Raw genomic sequence first — 22,754 nt, 5'->3', positions numbered from 1 at the left:
AGGGTGTTATGGGAGAGCAAACCATCATCCGATTTGAACGGGTGACCAAGCAATATGACAACGATCCCCCAGTGCTGGCGGACGTCAGCTTTGAGATTGAGCGTGGTAAATTTTATACACTGCTGGGTCCTTCCGGCTGTGGTAAAACAACGATTCTGCGTATGATTGCAGGTTTTGCGGAGCCGACAGAAGGCTCTATTTATTTAAATGGAAAACTCATTAATCGTGTTCCAGCCAATGAGCGGCAGGTCAATACGGTTTTTCAAGATTATGCGCTATTTCCGCATCTGAATGTGTTTGAAAATGTAGCCTTTGGTCTGCGCATCAAAAAGATGAACAAAAAGGACATTCAGGAGAAGGTGACACAGGCGTTGTCCTTTGTCAATCTGGAAGGCTACGGTGAGCGAGAAATTTCTGAGATGTCCGGGGGACAGCGTCAGCGTGTAGCCATCGCACGGGCTATCGTCAATGAGCCTGATGTTCTGTTGTTGGATGAACCGTTGTCTGCACTGGATTTAAAGCTGCGTACAGAAATGCAGTACATTTTGCGCGAAATGCAGCAGCGCCTTGGAATTACCTTTATTTTCGTTACGCATGATCAGGAGGAAGCGCTGGCCATGTCGGACGAAATTTTTGTCATGAACAAAGGTAAGATTGAGCAGAGTGGTACGCCTAATGATATTTATGATGAGCCGATTAATCGGTTTGTTGCTGATTTCATCGGCGAATCCAATATTGTCCCAGGACGGATGATTGCGGATTACCAAGTGGAATTTAACGGTCGACAGTTTGAATGTGTTGACGGAGGATTACGTCCGAACGAGCCCATTGAAATTGTGATCCGGCCAGAGGACTTGGAGATTACGAGTGTGGCTGAAGGCAAGCTACGTGTAAAAGTGGATACCCAATTGTTCCGAGGTGTTCACTATGAAATAAGCTGCTATGATGATTCGGGTCAGGAGTGGCTCGTACATTCTACCAAAAAGGCGGAGCTGGGCAGTGAAATCGGTCTGCGATTTGACCCGGAAGCGATCCATGTGATGCGGTTCGGGGAAACAGAGGAAGAATTTGATCGGCGTCTGGAAGCCTATGAAGAGGTGGATCAGCATGTCCGGTAATACAAGAGCAGCGTATCTGCTGCCTTACTATTTATGGATTGTGCTGTTCGTGGCAGCTCCGGTTGTACTTGTGTTTTACTATTCATTATTTGATGTGGATGGTCATCTCACCTTCAACAACTACGCTCAGTTTCTGACACCTGTTTATTTGAGCATGACGCTTAGCTCGTTCTGGTATGCATTTCTGATCACTGTATTTTCACTGTTAGTTGCTTACCCGGCAGCATATTTGCTCACACGCACCAAGCATAAGCAGCTGTGGCTGTTGCTCATTATTTTGCCGACCTGGATTAACCTGTTACTCAAAACGTATGCTTTTATCGGGATCTTTGGTACCTATGGCCCGGTGAATGCGGTGTTAGGTATGGTTGGGTTGGGAGGTCAGCAATTATTGTTTACCAGCTCCAGCTTTGTGTTTGTGTCGGTTTATATTTTTGTGCCTTTTATGATTTTGCCCATCTATAACGCGTTGGAAGGTTTAAACCCTTCATTGCTGGACGCAGCCCGTGATTTGGGAGCCTCCAGGTGGACCGCGTTTCGCAGGGTTATTTTCCCGTTAACGCTTGCGGGTGTGCGATCCGGTTGCATGGCTGTGTTTATTCCAGCGTTGTCGCTGTTTATGATTACCCGCCTGATTGCAGGTAACCGTGTGATTACACTGGGGACAGCGATAGAGCAGCATTTTCTGGTTACTCAGGATTGGGGTATGGGCTCTACGGTTGCCGTGTTCCTGATTTTGGCGATGGGGATCATTATGCTGCTCACCTCGGGAACGAAACGGAGGGTGCGGCATGGTAAATAAAAACCGATTCGGGAATATTTATTTGGTGATTGTTTTTCTCGTGTTGTACGCACCTATTTTGTATTTGATGTACTATTCCTTCAACAGTGGCGGGACGATGCATGAGTTTGAAGGTTTTACACTTCAATATTACAAAGAGGTGTTTGCAGACACTCGCTTGATCATTATTGTCATTAACACCTTGGTGATTGCTCTGCTGTCGTCTGCGTTAGCTACGATTATTGGCATCATGGGTGCGCTGGCTATTCATCAGATGCAGAACCGTCGAGTCAAGAATACGCTGCTGTCGCTCAATAATGTATTGATCGTGAACCCGGACGTCATTATTGGCGCTTCCTTCCTCATTTTGTTCACGATGGTCGGGATTAAGCTGGGTTTCTACTCCGTTTTATTATCCCATATTGCATTTAGTGTGCCGATTGCGGTCATTATGATTTTGCCGCGGTTGCAGGAAATGAGTCCATCTCTGGTCGATGCCGCGCGTGATTTGGGTGCCAGCCGAATGGATGTGCTGACCAAGGTGATTCTACCCTTTATCAAGCCAGGGATTTATGCGGGCTTCTTTATGGCGTTAACATACTCGCTGGATGATTTTGCGGTGACCTTTTTTGTGACAGGTAGTGGCTATTCGACCTTATCGGTGGAAATATACTCACGTGCCCGTCAAGGGGTTTCCTTGTCCATCAATGCGCTATCCACGCTCATTTTCCTGTTTACTGTGCTGCTGGTGGTGGGTTACTACTTTATTATGCGCAAGGCGAATCGTAACGGTAAAAAAGAGCCTGCGGCAGAAATGGGGGTGCCTAGATGAAGTCACTTGTGCGCGTGTTTCTGTCCATCTTCATCATCTCGTTTGGGCTGATGGGGGTGGCCGCATGGCTTAATTCCAGTCAAGGCTACTCCGGTGGCAACACACTGACGGTGTACAACTGGGGAGACTACATTGATCCTGAGCTGTTGGAACGGTTTCAGAAGGAGACGGGGATTACTGTCATTTATCAGACCTTTGACTCCAATGAGGCGATGCTGACGAAAATCGAGCAGGGAGGAACTTCGTTTGACGTAGCGGTTCCCTCGGAATATGCTTTGGCTAAAATGAAGCAGGAGCACTTGTTGCTCCCGTTGGACCACAGCAAGCTGCCGAATTTGAAGCATGTGGATTCTCATTTTCTAAACCTTTCGTTTGACCCGAATAATGAATACTCGGTACCGTATTTTTGGGGTACAGTCGGGATTGTGTTTAACCCTGAGCTGACGAAAGGCATTGATTTTCATAGCTGGAACGGTCTGTGGAATCCAAAGCTACGTAATAACCTACTGTTGGTTGATGGTGCGAGGGAAGTCGTAGGGATGTCACTGAACAGCCTTCACTATTCCTTGAACGATACGAATGAGGCACATTTACAGCAGGCTTTGACGAAGTTGGAGAAATTAGCGCCCAATGTCAAGGCGGTTGTCGGTGACGAGATTAAAATGCTGCTGGCAAACGAGGAAGCTGCTGCCGGGGTTGTATGGTCCGGTGATGCGTCTGAAATCATGGATGAGAACGAGAAGCTCGATTACATCGTGCCGGATGAAGGCTCCAACTTGTGGTTTGATAATATGGTTATTCCAAAAACTGCTACGCATGTGGATGCGGCCCATAAGTTCATCAATTTCATGATGCAGCCCGATGTAGCCGCTCAAAATGCCGAGTTTGTAGGATACTCCACACCCAACGAGGATGGAAAGAAGTTGTTGCCTGAAGATATCTCTGGCGACGAGCGTTTTTACCCTCCGTCCGAAATTACAGATAAGCTTGAAGTATACAACAATCTAGGCAAGCGTATGCTCGCTCATTACAATGAATTGTTCCTGCAATTCAAAATGCATTTAAAGTAGGGGAGTGGCGTTGAGATTAGGGGTTGGTGCTTTAAAGGTCGCTGCGGTGGCGGATGGTGCTTACCATCGCTGTTAAATTCCGATTTTTATGATTGAATATTTAAAGGTGAAAATCGGAATTTAAAGGCGACCGCTCCGCTTGTCCAGCACCATTCCGCCCCCTCCGCTGCACCGTGCTTAAAGGTACGCACCCATGAATCCCTACGCCGATAGCCGGTGGGAGTAGTGGAAGAGCGAAAAGGCCTCTGAGCCACCTGTACGGGTGGCTCAGAGGCCTTTTTTATGTTTACTCACCGTGTAAAGCGGGTGAGTATTTTTTTACCCCTGCGTCTCCCACACACGTTAGAGAATTGTGGGATTTTAAGGCGGGCAGTGAGCGAAGCGGGCCATTTGAATCTGGAGAAGCGGTAGTGTTCGCTTTTGCTGTGGGATTCTTACCTATAAATGTTTTATCCAATTCAAGAATCCCACCGCAACGGCGATCGGAAGATCAAATGGACTGCGTAGCGCCTCCTCCCGCCTTAACTCCCTATAACCCTTTAACAAACCTCTCTATTTTATCCAACCCTTGCTCCAGCACATCCTGCCCGTAAGCATAAGACAAGCGAATGTATCCTTCGCCATAGGAAGAAAAGGCATCTCCAGGTACGACAGCCACTCCATGCTCTTCCAGCAGCTTCAAGGTAAAATCCATAGAGCTTAATCCAAAATGCGCGATGGAAGGGAAAAGGTAAAAGGCTCCCTCGGGTTTCTCCAGCGGGATACCCATGTCTGTCAGCCTTCCATGTACATAATCACGACGCTTGCGGTATTCCTCACGCATCGGAAGTGCATCATCGACACCAGTGGTCAAGGCTTCCAGGGCAGCATATTGGCTAATCGAGCTGGCACAGGTTACGTTGTACTGATGGACTTTGACCATGTGCTGTGTAATTTCAGCGGGTGCAAGTGTAAAACCAATGCGCCATCCCGTCATGGAATGTGATTTGGACAGACCGTTAATGACGATGGTGCGCTCACGCATACCTGGCAGAGTTGCAATGGACACGTGGGGGGTATCGTAAATCAGTTCACTGTATATTTCATCCGAAATGATAAACAGATCGCGTTCCTTGAGTAAATCCGCGACTGCTTCCAGTTCTTGGTGACTCATCACCCGTCCGGTCGGATTCGAAGGATAGCCGAGAATGACTGCTTTTGTCCGCTCAGTCAGATAAGGCTCCAGTACCTCTGCCGTTAGCTTGAATCCGCTGTTGCGGGTGTCAGCCAACACTGGAATGCCACCTGACAAACGGATCAATGGCTCATATCCTGGGTAAATCGGCACTGGCAGAATGACTTCATCGCCGGGTGACAAAATCGTGCGTAAGGTAATATCCAGCGCTTCACTGGCTCCGTTCGTTACGATAACCTCATCCTGTCCACGGTAATTTAGGCCGTATTTACGAGCTACAAACGCCGCTGCGGCTTCTCGTAATTCCGGCAGTCCCGGATTAGGTGTATAGGAGGTGCGTCCTTCGTTAATCGCCCGATGGGCAGCTTCCATAATATGCGCAGGGGTAGGGAAGTCCGGCTGTCCGATCGTTAATGACAGGGTTCCGGGTAATGCGGCAACTTTGTTGGCGATTTTGCGGATGCCGCTGATTTGAATGTTTTTAACCTGATCGTTAAGCAAATGCTCCATAGCTTATGTGCCACCTTTTTCTGTATTAGAACAAGTTTACAATAATTTGATCTGAATATGCTACGGCAAGAAGAATTCATTTTTATATGATGGTTTTGCAAAAATCCAATAAGCGACTTCCAATGAACAATATATAGACCGAAGTGGTCTAGTGCGTCTATATATTGCACTTTGGAGCGACTGGAATCGAATTTTGCAAAATCCTTACATAATTAAGGTACTAAATTGACTAATTTATGGTATCTTAAAAGAAGAATATATTTGTAAGCGTAATCATAGTAAAAATGGGGAGGGGAGTATCTTTTGATGAAACAAGAATACATAGTAAAAATATTACCCACGAAATTAAAAAGGTTCGGAATCACATGGCTCAGTGTCATACTGGTGCTTTCGGCTGGAGGGCCGGTAGGGTTGTCCAGTGGAAAAGCTTCGGCAGAGCCTGCATCTTTTGCAGGAAAAGAGGTGCAACCTTCACCCGTAACTGTAGGGGCAAGTGTATATGCAGATGTCTATTTTCCTAAAAAGCTTCGCATCCACGATATACAGGGGGTAGCACACCGTTCTCCATATGAAGGACAAAAAGTAGCGGATATTGAAGGCGTTGTCACAATGGTGAAGGGGAGCAGCTTCTATATCCAAGAGATGGATGATCAAGTGGATCAGGATGAAAAAACATCCGAGGCCATTCTAGTGTACAAGCCTAGTCACGGTGCACAGGTAGGGGATGAGGTAAGGGTTAGCGGTTCGGTGAAGGAATACACGGAAAGAACATATGGAAGTAAGCCAATCGACTTGACGACCACAGAAATTGTGGCTTCTTCGGTTAAGGTAATTGCCAATGACCGTCCATTGCCATCTCCAATTTTGCTAGGTGAACAGGGACGTGTGATGCCGACATCTGTTGTGGATCATGACGGAATGACGGTGTTTGATCCACAGGAGGATGGCTTGGACTTTTTCGAAAGCCTGGAAGGCATGCGTGTAGAGTTGAAGGATGCCACTGTGATTGGTCCTTATGGTTATGAAATTCCAGTCCGAATTGATAACGGTCCAAACACAGGTGAGGTTGTAACGGAGGCAGGCGGACTCATGCTGACAGAAAGAAGTCTGAACCCGCAACGGATTCTGATTGATGCGAAGCCTTCGACATCGTTGAAGACAGGCGATCGTTTTGCGGGTCCTATCACAGGTGTGGTGAGCTATAGCTTTAGCAATTATAAGCTGCTGCCAGAGCGTATGCCGGATGTTGTACCTGGCGGCCTCCAGCCAGCCAACACGCGTTTGTTACGCGATGATCGTAAGCTGACAGTAGCTTCTTTTAATGTGGAAAACTTCGATCCCGGTGATGGAAAACGAATAGATCAGCTGGGGCAGGCTATTGCCGTAAATTTGAATCATCCGGATATCATAGGATTGCTGGAAGTGCAGGATAATAACGGTGAGAAAGACGATGGCACCACAGACGCTTCCGAAAGCTTCCGAGTGCTCATAGAGGCGATTCGTGCTCATGGAGGCCCGGAGTACGCTTTTACAGATATTGCCCCTGAAAATAATAAGGATGGCGGTGCCCCCGGTGGCAACATCCGTGTTGGCTTCTTGTACAATCCGCAACGTGTTACGCTGACCGACAAGCCCAAGGGGGATTCAGTTACGTCTGTCACTTATGGAGTGCAGGGACTCTCTCTCAACCCGGGTCGGATTGATCCCCTGAATGCGTCATTTGAAGACTCGCGCAAGCCGTTGGCCGCTGAATTTGAGTTTCAAGGCCAGCAGGTGATTGTGGTCGCTAACCATTTTAATTCCAAAGGGGGCGATCAAGCGCCATTTGGAGGAATTCAGCCACCTGTGCGAAGCAGCGAAATACAGCGTGCGAAGATTGCAACGATTGTGAATGGCTTTGTAAAGTCGGTACTGCAAGTGAACCCTAAGGCCAATATAGTGGTGCTCGGTGACCTGAATGATTTTCAATTTTCGGAAACGCTGGCTTTGCTACGGGGGCAGGGATTGACCAATCTGATTGACAACTTGGATGAAAAGGAACGGTACTCCTATATTTATGAAGGTAACTCGCAAACATTGGATCATATGCTGGTCAGCCCGTCACTGAGCAAAACATCCGTGCTGGATATCGTTCATATGAATGCAGACTTTAGTGCGGCGGACGGGCGGGTAAGCGATCATGATCCGTTGGTTGCGCAAATAGATTTGCCGCGCAAAACGGAAGAACCACCAACAGATGGTGGGAGTGGCCGAAATGACGATGACGATGACGATGAGGATCAGCAGGATAACGTTGGAAACGCCAACGCTGGGAATAGCAGTAGCAGTAACATGAATGGAACGGTAAATGGGCAGGGTCAGACTGCCAGCAGTGAACCCAATGGAAGCAGCCTGTCTGGTACAAATGTGGTGCAAGTCAAGTCTGTAATGATCGGAGTGGAGCAAAACGGACTGAAAAAGGCAGTTGCTCAAGTAACAGCTGCTGAAATACAAAAGGCCATTCAAAATGGCGCGAAGGGTACGCTTGTGATCCGTGCAGGGGAGCAAGTAGAAGCGAGGACGTACGAGGTTCATTTAAACGGTGAAGCTTTGGGAGCCGTCTTGAACGACCGTATTCGTACTCTTCGAGTGGAAACGCCACAGGGTGGATATGAAGTAGCAACAAGTCGTTTGTCTCTTCAGAAACTGGCTGATACCTGGCAGGTGCCTGTAAAACAAATTTCCTTGAATGTTTCCGTCGCTTTGAACGAAGAATTGGCTAAACGCTTGGATGTTCCGACAGGGCGCAAACTGTTACAGGCTTTGGATATCACAGCTGAACTGAGAAGTGAGGATGGACGGAAACAGCTTTTGGCAGGTAACGGAGACTCTGGTAGTGGGTATGAACGTTATCTGTTACGTGTTCCTGCAACGGTCGATGCAGACCAGCTTGCTGTAGTGAAGGTATCGACCAACCAAGCCGGACAGCTGTCCTATCAACCTGTTCCTTTTCACGCTGCGAGTGAGGAAATAACCGTGTATGGACGTTCGGGAGGGACTTACGCTGTGCTTGATGGCGGGGCTTCTGGTGAAGTCAGATCGTTCATAGATATATCCGGTCATTGGGCGCAGCAGGATATTACACGGCTGGCGACTCGCCTGCTTGTGACGGGGACCGATTCGACAGCGTCTACAGCTAGTGCGACTCGTGAAAGTGACTTAGCGAACATGCATTTTGAGCCTGAAGGCCAGGTGCGACGCTCTGAACTGGCAGCGATGCTGGTTCGTGTGCTTGGACTGGAGCGTACAGATCGCACGCTGACGAGCTTTGACGACGTTCTAACCGAATCGTGGTATGCGGATTCCGTACGTACCGCAGCAGCAGCCGGGCTGATCAACGGCTATGCTGACGGAAGCTTCCGACCTGATACACCGGTATCGAGGGAGGAACTGGCTGTGATCACAGAGAGAGCCTTGCGCTTCGCTGGGAACACAGAAGAACATACAGGAGAAGTGAGTGAGAGTATATCCGTATCATTATCGGATGCGCAGGAGATCTCTACATGGGCAGCTCCGGCTGTGAAGACTTTGTCTGGACTAGGTATTATGAAGGGAGACGAGAAAGGCTGTTTTGGCCCGGATACATCTGTGACGAGGGCAGAAGCAGCGGCTGTATTATCACGCACACTGGATAAGCTACATTGGGAATAGGAGACTTCACTACACAAATGTCAGATTGATTGACTTTATACGATAGTTAAGTTATCTTTTGTGGAGAGGTAGTATGATAAAGTAGAATGAATGACGAATGAAGAGGTGAAATGTCGTGGGAGTAACAGCTAAACAAATTTTTGTGAATTTACCAGTTAAAAACCTGCAACAGTCCATTGATTTTTTCACTACCATCGGATTTGAATTCAGCGCTCAGTTCACTGATGAACATGCAACCTGTATGGTTGTTAGTGAGCATATTTTTGTCATGTTATTGGTTGAAGAACGTTTTAAAGCGTTCACGACAAAAGAAATTTCAGATGCTACAAAAAGTACAGAAGCGATTGTTGCCTTATCGGTAGAGAGCCGAGAAAAGGTGGACGAGATCGTCCACAAGGCTTTGGAAGCAGGCGGTAAGCCCTCGAACGAACCTCAAGATCATGGTTTTATGTATGGATGGAGCTTTCAGGATTTGGATGGTCATCTGTGGGAGTTCTTTTATATGGCAGAGCAGTAATGGAAATAAGAATGATGAAGTAAACGAAGTATTATGGAAAGTAAGCTATCCTCAAAAGATAGTTTGCTTTCTTTATTGTATGTTATCGAACTCACCGGGAGGAATCACAATGTCTAACGAAATGAGAGTCTACCCTGTTCAAGCTCTGAGCGAAGCCCTGGCAGATTCACTGAGTCGACTGTTAATCGACGTGGTTGCAGACGGTGCATCTATAGGTTTCTTACCCCCATTAGGTTATGAGGAAGCAGCAACTTATTGGAACAATGTACTTGAGGACGGTGTAGTTCTGTGGATTGCTGAGAAGGACGGAGTACCTGTAGGGACGGTGCAGCTTCATTTGGCTCAAAAAGCTAACGCTATTCATCGTGCGGAAATTGCAAAGCTTATGGTGCATCCGTCCGGACGCAGACTGGGGATCGCACGACAGTTAATGAAGGTAGCGGAAGAAGAGGCACTAAGTCAGGATAGAACGTTACTGGTGCTCGATACGCGGGTGGGTGACCCCTCCAATGGACTATACGAATCGATCGGGTTCGTAGAAGCTGGTGTTATTCCGGGTTATGCTCAATCAGCCGATGGTCAGCTGCACGCCACTCGATATTATTATAAGCCATTAAATCTGTATTCTAGTCATAGCTGAGCATTTACTGAATAATTGTGGTATATACGGGTAATCATAACTTGTCATAGGATTACATAGTTTTTTCCGCGTTTATTCGACTGGAAAAGCACGGGAATAGAAACGTATAATAAAGAGGGGATCAGAAAAGGTCTTTTTATGTCAATTTGGGTGTACTGAATTGAAGAACGTAGCAAACACAGCGGAGGAATCAGAGAATATGAGGTTGGAGCATGATTTTTTAGGTACCAAGGAAGTGCCATCAGATGCCTATTACGGTGTACAAACGCTGAGAGCAAAAGAAAATTTTCCAATTACAGGCCAAAGACTGCACCCTGAGTTGATTAAAGCCATGGCGATCGTGAAAAAGGGAGCAGCGACGGTAAATATGGAACTAACCCGTTTACATCGCCCCAAAGCAGAGGCCATTATTCAGGCTGCTGATGAGATTATACAAGGACAGTTGCATGATCATTTCATCGTCGATCCGATTCAGGGCGGCGCAGGCACGTCCATTAATATGAATACAAATGAAGTGATTGCGAACCGCGCGTTGGAGCTGATTGGCAAGCAACGCGGAGATTATCAGGAGATCAGTCCTAATAATCATGTTAATATGGCGCAATCGACGAACGATGCTTTTCCTACTGCCGTACACTTGGCTGTATTAAGTATGATTGATAAGCTGTTAGCCACCATGAGTGAGCTTCAGGAAGCATTTTCCCGGAAGGCAAATGAGTTTGATAGTGTGATTAAAATGGGCCGGACTCACTTGCAGGATGCAGTGCCCATACGATTAGGGCAGGAGTTTCAGGCTTATGCGCGTGTGCTGGGTCGTGATATCGGACGCGTCCGTGCGACCAAGCAGCACCTGCTAACGATTAATATGGGTGCAACTGCGGTGGGTACTGGCCTGAATGCAGACCGTCGTTATATTCAGCGTGTCGCAGAGGTACTGGCAGAAGTCAGTGGCTTCCCTGTGGAAGCTGACGAAAATCTTGTAGATGCTACACAAAATACGGATGCTTATACTGAAGTGTCTGCTGCCTTGAAAATTTGTATGATGAATATGTCTAAGGTGGCAAATGACATCCGGTTAATGGCTTCCGGACCTCGTGCAGGTCTAGGAGAACTGAGTCTGCCTGCTCGTCAGCCAGGGTCATCCATTATGCCGGGCAAGGTAAATCCGGTGATGTGTGAGGTTATTAACCAAATTGCTTTCCAAGTCATTGGTAATGATCATACAATCTGCTTGGCTTCTGAGGCTGGTCAGCTCGAGCTGAATGTGATGGAGCCTGTACTGGTCTACAATCTGCTGCAATCGCTGGAAATTATGAAGCAGGGCTTCCACGTCTTCCGCATTCATTGTGTGGAAGGAATTGAAGCGAATGTGGAGCGTTGTCGTGAATATGTAGAGAACAGTGTAGGCATTATTACAGCGCTTAATCCGCATCTTGGATATGAGGTGGTATCACGTATTGCTCGCGAAGCAATTACGACTGGGAAATCGGTGCGTGAGTTGTGCTTGCTGTACAATGTACTGACCGAGGAGGAGCTGGACATTATATTGGACCCGTACCAAATGACTCAGCCTGGTATTGCCGGAGAATCTTTGCTGAATCGCGAATAATGATGCGGAGTATGGAGTTTAGACAGCTTTGAGGCAAGACGAAGATAGCCCCGTCGAATCTGGCGGGGCTATTGTTATGTGATAACACAGATGTAATACGGGAGCCAGCGTGCATAGGGGAGTGTCCTGTCAAGGATGATATGGCTACGCTTATGGTAGAAAAGGGAGAGTTGGATGTTGCTAGAGAAATTATTGGCATACAAGGAATTAGGAATAGGACTCATTGTACTTTTAGTGTTGTTTGCGCTCATCATCAGAGGACTGATACGTAGTCGCAGAAATCGGATTTTACGTGATCTGGACCCACGCAAAATTGGAATTCAGGATATAGATCGTATGGAGGATGGCTCGGAATTTGAGCTTTATTTGCAACGGTTATTATCCGCGCTTGGCTATAAGGACATCTATAAAACAACCAGTAGCCGGGATTTTGGAGCGGATCTGGTTTTTACAGACCGTGAAGGCGTCAGAGTTGTCATACAGGCCAAACGTTATGGGGTACAACATCCGGTAGGCCTGGGAGCAGTGCAGGAGATCTATACCTCTATGCGTTATTATGCAGCTGACAAGTCCCTCGTCATCACCTCCGGCCGGTATACGGAATCCTGTAAAACACTTGCTGCTGTCAACGGGGTTAAATTATTAGACCGCAACGACTTGATCGACATGATTGATTTATTCAAGACGAAACGCCGCGAGGAAGTCATGGATCTCATAGAAAGTAAAACCGAAGTGATTGCTTCCAAATGGAGTGAAAGATAATCATAAAAGGGACTGAATTACTGGTGACGAGATCGAAGCCCAGTAATCAGTCCCTTTTATTTTTTAACATAATGCTTGCTCTTATATTGTTAACATTAGATGCCTGTCCAGACATCCTTAGCATAGCGTTTCTCCTGTTGGAGACGATCCAACCATTGCTGTGCTTCTTCTTTACTGGTATGGTGTGCTTCCGCGTAAGCAGCACAAAGGGTGTCTTCTACACCGGGAGCCATCCGGCTACCATCACCGCATACATACAGATGCGCTCCTTCATCAAGCAAGTGAATCAGAGTGTCCGCATCTTCCTTCATGACATGCTGCACGTATCTTTTGGGTTGATCGGGCAGACGTGAAAAGGCTGTATGAAGCGTAACGATTCCCTCCTGCTCCCAGGCTTGCAGCTCTTGCTTGTACAGATAGTCAAGCTTCGGATTACGGCAGCCATAGTATAGATGAGCCTCGCCGAGCTGCTCTCCTCTCTCCTTAAGTACATAGCGTGTCTGTAGGAATCCGCGGAATGGTGCCACTCCAGTACCCGGACCGATCATGATGACAGGCACGGCTGGATCTTCCGGTAAACGGAAGCCCGACTGAGGCTTACGCACAAAAATGACAATAGGATCATCTGGTTGGAGCTGTGCCAAATAATTAGAGGCAATTCCTAGGTATTCGCCCTGTCCGCTACGGGCTGGTCCACGCACGACGCCCACTGTTATACTCACCGAATTCGCCAATTCAAGAGGTGAACTGGAGATGCTATAGTAGCGGGGCTTGAGTGGCGGTAAGAGCGCAATAAAGTTTTCAAATGGCAGCTCGCAGGCTGGATACTTCTCCAGAATATCCAGCATCGTGATGCGCTTCTGCCGTATCTCTTGCTCGAAGGATGTGTCCTCCAGCAAAGCTTCAATTTCTTTCTTGTGCGGTGGACACACTGTAAAGGATGCCAGTTGCCGTAGCTGGGCTCTCGTTGCCGGTTCTTGCAGTTCCACACTGAGAGTGAGCAAATCTCCTATGCTGACAGGCCGATCTAAGGGGAGATGCGCCGCATCCCGGTCACTGCCTCTCAATACGATGTAATCCTGTTCCTGTAATTTAAAGCGTTGCATCACCCTTTTGACCAGCGAAGCAGGATTACGCGGCAACACACCAAGGTGGTCACCTTCGCGATAGGACAATCCGGTCGGTAATTTGAGCTCCAGATGTCGTGTACTGCGTTCACTTTCAGCAGCAAGCAGCTCACGATTCGCCGTAACGACGGCGGTGACTGCTCCGTAGTTGTCTGCAAGAGGTGTACTGAGTATGGCGCTGACGAACTCTATGCTCAGGCTGTTGCTGTCCTGTGGTTCTGTATCATTGTGCTCTACCCCGAAAGCATTCAACAAATCCGGCCATAAGCCGTGGTTCCAGACTTCCCAATCCTTCTCGAAGTCACCGCTGGCATCGCCCTCACCCCGGTCATACAGTCGCTTCGCCCCTTTGGCATACATCAGCTCGTCGATCAGCCTTGGAATACGCTGATACGTGCTGGCCCAATTGCGGTCACCGCAGCCGAATACAGCATACCTTACGCCTGCCAGTTGCCCTTCGCCTGCCTGCTCCAACCATTGTACAAAGGCATCAGCATTATCCGGCGGATGCCCGTTATAAGATGCGGTCGTAATAAGTACCACGCCTTCTTTAGGCAAATTGTCCACACGATCATTCAGAGTTGCTATGCTACTGTTGAAACCCCAATTTCGACCTAAATCGGCTAGTTCACCTGCAAGTCCCTCAGCTGTACCCAGATTCGAGCCGTACAAAGACAGCAAAGAAGTATCATGCTTTTCGGCATGGGGGGGTGCAACCTTTTGTTCCTCTTGTTCATGAAGTTCTTGAGCGGCACCTGGCAGCATGACGGCAGTCTGTGTGCTGCGCGGGCGTACTTGAATGGTGAAGCCCTCCGGCTTGAGTGTGAGCGTTTCTTTGACTTTCAACTCATAATGAGTATGATCAATCAGCTCAAAATGTTTCAGTACCATACCCAGCACAAGAGTGGCCTCCTGTAAGGCAAACTGCTGTCCAATACAGGCGCGTTGACCGTTGCCAAACGGTTTGTAGGCATCTTGCGGAATGGCGGATGGGTCCTCGAAGCGTTCCGGTCGAAATTCCTCAACATCTTCGCCCCAAGCCTCGGTATCACGGTGCAGTTTTGGAATGAGTACATTGACGCTGTCACCTTTTTTAAGTGGGTAGGTTCCGTCGAGCAACGTATTTTCTTTGGCAAAGAGAGAGAAGGCGGGCGCTGTCGGCCATAGTCGCAGAGCTTCATTCAGTATCATCCTTATGTACTTGAGTTCACGAACCTGAGTATAAGAAGGCAGCGAATCGGTGAGCACGCGATCCACTTCTTCATAAGTCTTGGTTAGCGTTCGCGGATTCTTAAGCAAATAGTAAATGGCAAAGGATAAAAGCCCACTGGTCGTTTCATGACCGGCGATGAGGAAGGTGATGATCTGATAGCGGATATTTTCATCATCCAGCGTCTCACCAGTTTCTGGATCTTTGCCTTCCAGCATACGTGCCAGTAAATCCTCTTCTCCTTGGTTGCCAAGGGTTTTGCGTTCTTGAATAATGCTGTCTACCCGAGAAAACATCGTTTCGATATCGTTTTTAAACTGCTTTTTCTTCGATAACATCAGCTTGTTTTGCAGATTAAGGCGTTGCAGCTGACCCATCGCTTCATCTAATGCGCGTGTCATGCTGGTCACGAACGGATGGGGCTGATCGCGGTAGAAGCTGTTAAAACGATAATTAAAGCCGCATAATCCGATGGTATCCAAAGTCAGCCGGGTCATATCTTCCGGTACCTCTACACTTTCATCGGGATTAAGCCGAGACCATTTCTGTATCAGCTGAACAGCAAGATCAAGCATCATATTGTGGTAACCCTTCATAGCCCTCTGACTGAAGCTTGGTAGCAAAATTTGGTGGGCCTTGCGCCAGTTCGGTTCCTCAGTCCAGCTTGTGAATAGTCCGTCTCCTGCAAAAGCTCGTACTTTTTGTAATGGAGCCCACACTTGTTTGTCGAAACGGGATTCATCACAAGCATCTGCGACCAGCTTATGACCGGAAATATAAATGTTCGTTCCTTCAGGCAGATCCATGCGAAAAATTGGACCGTACTCATAAGAAAGCTTAACCAAAGACTGGACAGGGGCATGTGTATCGATCAAGGGCAGATTACCTAAGGGACCATAAGTTTTGGGCTGTGGAATTAAATCTGTCGAAGTCATTTTTAATGTTGCTCCTTTCGGATTGAAATAGAGTGATGGTTTCAGAGTACCTATGTTTTCCAAATTACACTTTATTCTTACGATATAAACGAAAATAAGTGAATTTGGACAGTTCGTATAATAAAAGAAGCATAAAAATATACATTTTTTACATATAGAGAAAAATAATCTCATTTATTATGTTCTATTTACAATGAATTTACAGAAACTCTTATGAAAAAATATGCTTTTATAACCGATATAAAGATGTTGGGGATTTCCAAATTATGCTGAGGTGATATGTCATGAAGAAGCGAGCAAAATTGTTGAATTTTAGGTGGATTCCCATTGTCACAGTCTTTGCATTATTGCTAAGTGCATGTGGGCAGTCGGCAGCACAAACCAAGGCTCAGCCCATTAAGGTGGGAATCGTACTGTCAGATATTGGTCTGGGTGACCAATCTTACAGCGACGCGGCTTTTCGAGGTTTGGTCAAGGCAAGGGATGAGGGGAAGATTGTTTTTGAATACCGGGAAATAACTGAGACCAAGACGTATGATGCGGCTTTTGAGCAGCTTGCTCAAGAAAAAGCAGACTTAATCATTGGGCTGGGTTACATGGTGAAGGACAGTTTAGAATCTATTGCCAAAAAATATCCAGACCGTAAATTTTTAATCGTGGATGAGAAATCAGATTTACCGAATGTGGCCTCTATTAGCTTCAAAGCAGAAGAGGGCAGTTTTATGGCTGGGGTCGTTGCGGGTTTGACGAGTCGAACCGAACAGGTAGGTTTTCTCGGAGGTGCGGAATCTCCTTTGTTGAAAAAATTTGAAATTGGGTATCGCGCAGGGGTGCAATCAGTCAAGCCTAATGCCAAAGTTACTGCAACGTATGCAGGAGATTTTGGAAAGCCGGAACTGGGTACGGAAATTGCAGATGACATGATTAATCAGGATCAGATTGATGTTATATTTGCAGCCGCAGGTCTTACGGGTGTAGGTGCGCTACAGGAAGCGCAAAAGCAGCAAAAATTAGCCATCGGGGTCGATAGTGACCAGTTTTTTATTGCGGAAAAAGCGGTAGTGACCTCGATGTTTAAAAATGTAGACATTGCAATTTATACAGCAATCAAAGGCTTTGCAGATCATCAAAGAAAATTTACGGAGAAGGATATGGTGTTTGGTCTTGCAGAAGATGGTGTAGGTTTGGCGCCTATTCGTGTCGTGACACTGAGTCCGGATCAGCAAAAGTTGTTGGATGATTTAAAGGAAAAAATCAAATCCGGCACACTGACTGTTCCCACCCAATAAATTTTCGCAAACGGAGGATGAAGGCTGATGAAACTGCAAGGTAAACTGGTACTGAACGCGATGATTTCCTTGATCGCTTGCCTGGCTTTAGTGGCATATATCATTTTTGAATTAATTCGTATTAACTCGCAAAGTAGTAATCTGGTTCCGGCTATGTTGAATGTACAGCAGCTCAATGCCTATTTAATTCAGTCAGGGCAGGCACTGCAAAATTATTCAGCTTCCATGACGGAGAGCAACAAAGCCGATGTGCAAAATCAACTGACTCAGTCTGAAAAGACGATTGCTTTGCTTTCACAGGGCATGTTGCAAACCGAAGCGCAGCAAAAGCGACTGAATACGATTAAAACAAAATTCAGCCAATTGAAAGTAGCAACGGAGAAAGCCATGAGTACCCAAAACAGCCCGGAGTCCAAGCGGGAGGCCATGCGTGCCCAAGGGATTCAGAACGATGTATTTATGCTGGATCTGCTGACCAAGGCACGTTATGACCAATACACAGAAGATTTGACCAAGAGCATTCGTTTTACATGGCAATTGGCCTTGGCAGGTGCAGTTATACTTCTGGTGGCGGTTGGGCTATATAATACATATACATCCAGGCAGCTTGCCCTTAGAACACGCAAATTAACGGATGCCGCAAAGCAAATTGCTGAGGGAAATCTGACAGTGCAGCTTGCCCAAACCAAGGGACGCGATGAGCTGGACGAGCTCAATGAATCTTTCCGGGTGATGATCGGGAACTTGCGCAGCATTGTACTCTCCATTGATCAGGCGGGTAATCGTGTCGATCTGATGGCTCGGGATATTGATCAGCATAATGAGGCCATGAAGGAAATTGTGACACAAGTCAGCACGTCAACAGAGGAACTGGCAATAGGCAGTCAGAAAATTGCTGAGGATCTGTCGTCGACAGTTGGCGTTGTGGACGAGATGCAGCAGAAGTTTGAATCGAATCTACTGGAAACCACACAATCGACCGCGTATAGTGAGGATGCTTTGCGTGTCATTGAGCAGGGTACGCGGGTCATGAGCGATCAACTGCGTATTGTTGCAGAAAATCGTTCAGCCATGTCCGAAGTGGAGCAGACGGTCAAGGAGCTGGAGGCTAATGCAGCCGAGATTACAACCATGACTGGATACGTATCCGAAATTGCCAGCCAAACATCGCTGTTGTCCTTGAATGCTTCTATTGAAGCTGCACGTGCAGGTGAAGCAGGAAAAGGTTTTGCTGTTGTTGCCAATGAAGTGAAAAAGCTGGCGAATCAATCAGAGTCTGCTGTAAAGAAAATTTATACTGCTGTTGACAGTATCACGCAGGCTATGGATAAGGTGAAGACTTCTGTGGCGCAAAGTCAGGAGCTGTTCCGTGAGCAGGAGAAGGCAACCTCCTCAACCGGAGAATCGTTTACAGAGATTAGTGGCAAAGTGCAGCAAATTGCCGGCCAAGTCAGCAAGTTATCAACGGACATGAATGTATCGCGAGAACTGAGCGTACAGGTACAGCAAGCTATCGAAAATATCAGCGCAATCACTCAGCAATCCGCCGCAGGCAGTGAAGAGATTACGGCTTCCACGGTAGAGCAGAAGCGTTCATTTGAGGAATCGGCTGAGAAGGTAAAAGAGCTTCGTCAGATTCGCGAGGAAATGCAGCGGGAGCTAGATCGTTTTCAGGTGGAAAAGACAAGCTAAAACCTGTGAAGCAAGTATCTGTTTTTGCTGAATAATGAATACAAGCAGTGCCAAAGAAGAAGTTCTACCTTGTACAGGGAGACCTCTTCTTTTTTATATGAATGTTGTTCCTTATATTAAGTTTGAATTACATAGGCAGGGAATTCCGACTCTTGCGTCAAATAGTAATAGGGAGAATATGTCACCATTATATGGGTCAGAGGAAGATGGACAACGAAGTCCGGAAGGATGAAGTTACGGGAATGCTGCGACTTAAGCTTCGATTGATACTGAAAAATAAACAGACAAGATTGATTCTACTGCTTACTCTGTGCGTGTCGCTTGTGATTAGCGTGATCGGCTTGCTATCGTATTCAGGATACCGTGAAGGTTTGGATACCGAGCTGAACACACCCAATATAGAATTATTGCAAATCAATCTGGATGTGACCAATCGGGCTTTTCGTGAGTCTGATAACAAGGCGCTGGACGCAGCCTATCATCCGGATGTAGAGGCTTTTGTACGTGTCCAAACGGATGGGAAATCGCTGGAAGACAACGTCTCCGTCATAGATCGGCTTCACAAATACTTGAAAACCCTTTCTTCGCACGAAGAAATTTATTCGGTTGAAGTTATTTCTTTGGACAATCATGCTCTCGTATCCAGCAATTATGGTTACATGCCTGATTGGAAGCAGGCACCGGATACCACATGGGTTCCCTGGATTCAGGACATTCAAAAAAAGCCGTTGTTGATTAAGCGGAGATGGTACGGCACCGATCGTGAGCAGGGGACAGTAGAGCTGCTTTCGCTGGCCAGGCCCATAGTAGAGGATGGTCAGGTCATGGGTGCGGTGCTAATCAATCTGGATTATGACCGTTTTTTCTCCAAACTCTATATTCATTTATCCAACTCACAATACGTGTATGATCTGGAGGGCGAGTTAATCTATCCCAAGCTGAGATCGTCCTTACCCTTAAATGATATGGGCAGGATTTTGAAAGAACTGGATGTGAGTCCCTATGCTTATGTGGAGATAGGGGACATGGAATATATGGCCAACCAAACCTTTTCAGATGTAACGGGCTGGCGTCTAGTATCGCTCGTTCCGATGGACAAGCTGCTGAAAAATGTAAAGCTGGCGCGCAATATGATGCTGTGGCTGGCCTTTATCTCCATACTGGCTGGGTGCTCAGCAGTTTACTATTACAATTATGCAGCTTTTCGCCCCATGAAAAAAATTAATAGCCTATTAAATTCGGGCAATAAGGGAACGCGCCAAGGAGGATTGTATGACCTGGAACCTGTGATTAGCAAACTGGTTGGAGAGTTTCACCGCAAATCATTGGTGGTAGAGCGAAGCCTGCCGGAGCTGCGTTCCAAATATATGGAAGATGTCATCCAGCGTAGAATGGGCATACAGGAAATGCGTATGAAATGGGAACAGTATTTTTCTGATTGGGACGGCCATTCTTTGTTTGTCATGATCGTGTCCATCGACCGGTATTCTGCGTGGGCTGCAAGCTTTCCAGAAGAAGATAAAATGCTGCTCAAGTATGCGCTGAACAATATTTTGCTAGAGATGCTCGAACCTTACTGGAAAGCAGTATGCTCGCCGGAGGAGGAAAGTGGTTTTATTGTGCTGTTACAGTTCAGTGAGAGTTCGAATGAAGTTGGTACAGAGACTGATCTCCAAGAGAGCATTTTGCTTCAGAAAAGTGTGGATAGGCTGATTCAGGTTGTCGGTGAGTATCTTCCTTTGACTATTTCTATAGGGATTGGTCATATGGTCACGGATATTCAAGAGGCACGGGCGTCTTTTATAAAAGGAAAAGAGGCCCTTAATTTGCGTTTGTATGAGGGGTATGGAAGTTCATATACGAATATAGACAGCAGCATAAGTGTGAAAAAGGATAACACAGTGGATGAACAGTCAAAGGAGCAGATTCAGGATTCAACATTGCTGGACAATCGGCGTGTGGAAATGATTCGTGCCCTGGAGTCACAGGAACCTGGTGCAAGTGTAAAGTTAATCAGCCACTGGGTAGAAGAACTTCGACTCCACAGAACATCCCCAGCCCAGGTTTACTTGTTTGTTCATGAATTGCTGGAAGATTTGCTAAAATGGTGTACCACTCAGAGTGTGACGCCGCCGGATCAGCTTGCTGATTACCACTGGAATCAGATTCTGACACTAGACCTTCAAGACATTGAGGTATTGCTGGTCATTATGTTGACTGATATCGAAGAAAAATGGCACGGTCGCATTCAGTCCAAAGATTTTGTGCGTGTACAAGAGATGATCGAATATATGGAACATAATTTGCATTTGAACATCGGGCTTCAGGAAATTGCGGATCATGTTCACATGAGCGTGTCCTCGGTGAGCAGCATGTTCAAGGAAGAAACGGGGACCACCGTTTACGATTATTTGACTGGATTACGCGTAAAAAAGGCATGCACATTACTATGTGAAACCCATTTGAAAATCGGTGAAATTGCAGAACAGGTCGGATACCGAAATGAGAACAGCTTTATTCGGGTATTCCGCAAGCACAAACAAGTGACCCCAGGGAAATTCAGACAAATCAGCAAATCTTCCAATGAATATGCAGATCGGTCAAAAGGCCGATACTTTGGCGAAATAGAAGATAAATACGAAGATTAAGCGATAGCTGTAGCCCTCCACGTTGCGGTACATTGACTTCATGTAAACGCAAACAACAAGACCGAAAACGTTGGAGGTGAAAACGGGCGCATGACGGGCCCAGTTCATTTTTGGAGAAGAGGAAACATAATGAAGAAAAAGCCATGGCAAAAATATGTGCTGGTTGCGGCGGGAGTAGCTATGCTTTCTGCCTTGAGTATCAGTGAATATGTGGATCACCGCACCCTGCAGGATCACAGCCGTATATTTCCTACGAAGCCAATAACACTCGTCGTTCCTTATGCGGCTGGAGGCGGTACAGATATTACCGCGAGAGCGTTGGCGAAAGCCGCCGAAAAGCATCTCGGTCAGCCGATAATCGTCGTTAATCGAACGGGAGGAGGCGGTTCTGTCGGGCTGATGGAAGGGGCTGAGGCGCAGGCGGACGGTTATACCGTAACGTATCTGGTCGCTGAGCTGACTACGTTGCCTCATTTGGGACTGCTACCGCTCACCTATGAGCGATTTAAGCCGCTGCTTCAAACCAATATGGACCCTTCCGCCATTACGGTCCGGGCGGATGCACCATGGAAGACAGCGGAGGCATTTCTGGAGGATGCTGGGGCCCATCCCGGCAAGCTCAAAATGGGGAATGCAGGCACGGGGAGCATATGGCACCTTGCTGCCGCAATGCTGGAGCAGAAAAGCGGAGTCCGCTTTACCCATATCCCTTATGAGGGAGCAGGCCCAGCCGTCTCCGCTTTAATGAGCGGATTCGTGGATGCTGTACCCGTCAGTCCCGCAGAAGTGAAGAAATACGTGGACGAAGGGAAACTTCGCATACTGGCGATCCAGGCAGACACTATTTCGGAAGCGTTTCCAAAAGTGCCGACACTACAGCAAGCCACTGGGCTGCGTGTACATTTTATTGGCACTTGGAGAGGGCTGGCTGTACCCAAGGATACACCGGATGAAGTTGCTCAAACGCTGACGGATGCACTGATCAAGGGGACGAAAGACGAGGAATTCAGGGAGGAAATGCGTAAGCATGGGTTGGGATTGCGTGTCCAGGATGCAGAGGCATTCGCGCAGCAACTGAAGGAGAGTCATGATACCTTCGCAAGACTGATTCCCGAGCTCGGCTTGAGCCGCAAGTAATACGGCCTTGTTT

At 47.1% G+C, this 22,754-nt stretch carries 15 protein-coding genes; 13 read left to right on the top strand and 2 right to left on the bottom strand.

Annotated features, from left to right (window positions below; all coding sequences use genetic code 11):
- Window positions 1-8: 8 nt before the first annotated feature.
- The 4 genes from BM358_RS24820 to BM358_RS24805 are packed head-to-tail and all read left to right on the top strand — an operon-like array spanning window position 9 to window position 3,801.
- On the top strand, window positions 9-1,118 hold the full coding sequence (locus BM358_RS24820; RefSeq protein WP_028542542.1) for an ABC transporter ATP-binding protein: 1,110 nt from the start codon (window positions 9-11) through the stop codon (window positions 1,116-1,118).
- The gene (locus BM358_RS24815; protein ID WP_028542541.1) at window positions 1,108-1,920 is read left to right on the top strand and encodes an ABC transporter permease; all 813 of its coding nucleotides are present in this window, start codon (window positions 1,108-1,110) and stop codon (window positions 1,918-1,920) included. Before BM358_RS24820 ends, BM358_RS24815 begins: the two co-directional genes overlap by 11 nt.
- Complete coding sequence (locus BM358_RS24810; RefSeq protein WP_013311255.1) at window positions 1,910-2,731, top strand: ABC transporter permease; 822 nt, start codon at window positions 1,910-1,912, stop codon at window positions 2,729-2,731. Before BM358_RS24815 ends, BM358_RS24810 begins: the two co-directional genes overlap by 11 nt.
- Window positions 2,728-3,801, top strand: coding sequence for an ABC transporter substrate-binding protein (locus BM358_RS24805; RefSeq protein WP_028542540.1), 1,074 nt, complete (start codon window positions 2,728-2,730; stop codon window positions 3,799-3,801). The genes BM358_RS24810 and BM358_RS24805 overlap by 4 nt, the downstream gene beginning before the upstream one ends.
- 529 nt (window positions 3,802-4,330) lie before the next feature.
- Here BM358_RS24805 and BM358_RS24800 read toward each other — a convergent pair.
- Window positions 4,331-5,485 (bottom strand): aminotransferase A, encoded by a 1,155-nt coding sequence (locus BM358_RS24800; RefSeq protein WP_028542539.1) that lies wholly within the window; start codon window positions 5,483-5,485, stop codon window positions 4,331-4,333.
- Window positions 5,486-5,791: 306 nt separating this feature from the next.
- On the opposite strand from BM358_RS24800, the gene BM358_RS24795 reads away from it, so the two are divergent.
- The 5 genes from BM358_RS24795 (at window position 5,792) to BM358_RS24775 (ending at window position 12,703) form a co-directional block, all read left to right on the top strand.
- Window positions 5,792-9,175 carry an S-layer homology domain-containing protein gene (locus tag BM358_RS24795; RefSeq protein ID WP_049828486.1) on the top strand — a complete coding sequence of 1,128 codons (3,384 nt, stop codon included), beginning with the start codon at window positions 5,792-5,794 and terminating at the stop codon, window positions 9,173-9,175.
- 115 nt (window positions 9,176-9,290) lie between these two features.
- Window positions 9,291-9,692: a VOC family protein gene (locus BM358_RS24790; protein ID WP_023989581.1), complete on the top strand. Its 402-nt coding sequence runs from the start codon at window positions 9,291-9,293 to the stop codon at window positions 9,690-9,692.
- 109 nt (window positions 9,693-9,801) lie between these two features.
- Complete coding sequence (locus tag BM358_RS24785; RefSeq protein WP_028542538.1) at window positions 9,802-10,332, top strand: GNAT family N-acetyltransferase; 531 nt, start codon at window positions 9,802-9,804, stop codon at window positions 10,330-10,332.
- 199 nt (window positions 10,333-10,531) lie between these two features.
- A complete protein-coding gene (gene aspA, locus BM358_RS24780; RefSeq protein ID WP_013311251.1) occupies window positions 10,532-11,941 on the top strand; it encodes an aspartate ammonia-lyase in 1,410 nt (469 codons plus the stop codon).
- 174 nt (window positions 11,942-12,115) lie between these two features.
- On the top strand, window positions 12,116-12,703 hold the full coding sequence (locus BM358_RS24775; protein ID WP_028542537.1) for a restriction endonuclease: 588 nt from the start codon (window positions 12,116-12,118) through the stop codon (window positions 12,701-12,703).
- Between the two features lie 95 nt (window positions 12,704-12,798).
- On the opposite strand, the gene BM358_RS24770 is transcribed toward BM358_RS24775, so the two are convergent.
- On the bottom strand, window positions 12,799-15,975 hold the full coding sequence (locus BM358_RS24770; protein ID WP_028542536.1) for a bifunctional cytochrome P450/NADPH--P450 reductase: 3,177 nt from the start codon (window positions 15,973-15,975) through the stop codon (window positions 12,799-12,801).
- A 284-nt stretch (window positions 15,976-16,259) separates the two neighbouring features.
- On the opposite strand from BM358_RS24770, the gene BM358_RS24765 reads away from it, so the two are divergent.
- The 4 genes from BM358_RS24765 to BM358_RS24750 all read left to right on the top strand — a co-directional run bounded on the left by BM358_RS24765 (window position 16,260) and on the right by BM358_RS24750 (window position 22,741).
- Complete coding sequence (locus BM358_RS24765; RefSeq protein ID WP_028542535.1) at window positions 16,260-17,264, top strand: BMP family lipoprotein; 1,005 nt, start codon at window positions 16,260-16,262, stop codon at window positions 17,262-17,264.
- A gap of 27 nt (window positions 17,265-17,291) precedes the next feature.
- A complete protein-coding gene (locus BM358_RS24760) occupies window positions 17,292-18,956 on the top strand; it encodes a methyl-accepting chemotaxis protein (RefSeq protein ID WP_028542534.1) in 1,665 nt (554 codons plus the stop codon).
- 206 nt (window positions 18,957-19,162) lie between these two features.
- On the top strand, window positions 19,163-21,604 hold the full coding sequence (locus tag BM358_RS24755; protein ID WP_028542533.1) for an AraC family transcriptional regulator: 2,442 nt from the start codon (window positions 19,163-19,165) through the stop codon (window positions 21,602-21,604).
- Window positions 21,605-21,733: 129 nt separating this feature from the next.
- Entirely contained in the window at window positions 21,734-22,741 is a 1,008-nt protein-coding gene (locus tag BM358_RS24750) for a tripartite tricarboxylate transporter substrate binding protein (protein WP_023989574.1), read from the top strand.
- Window positions 22,742-22,754 lie beyond the last annotated feature (13 nt).

It is taken from the genome of Paenibacillus sp. cl130, assembly GCF_900116035.1.
In the GTDB taxonomy this organism is placed as follows: domain Bacteria; phylum Bacillota; class Bacilli; order Paenibacillales; family Paenibacillaceae; genus Paenibacillus; species Paenibacillus polymyxa_B.
The sequence above is the reverse complement of the archived record's forward strand: the minus strand, read 5'-3'. Positions and strand labels throughout refer to the sequence as shown.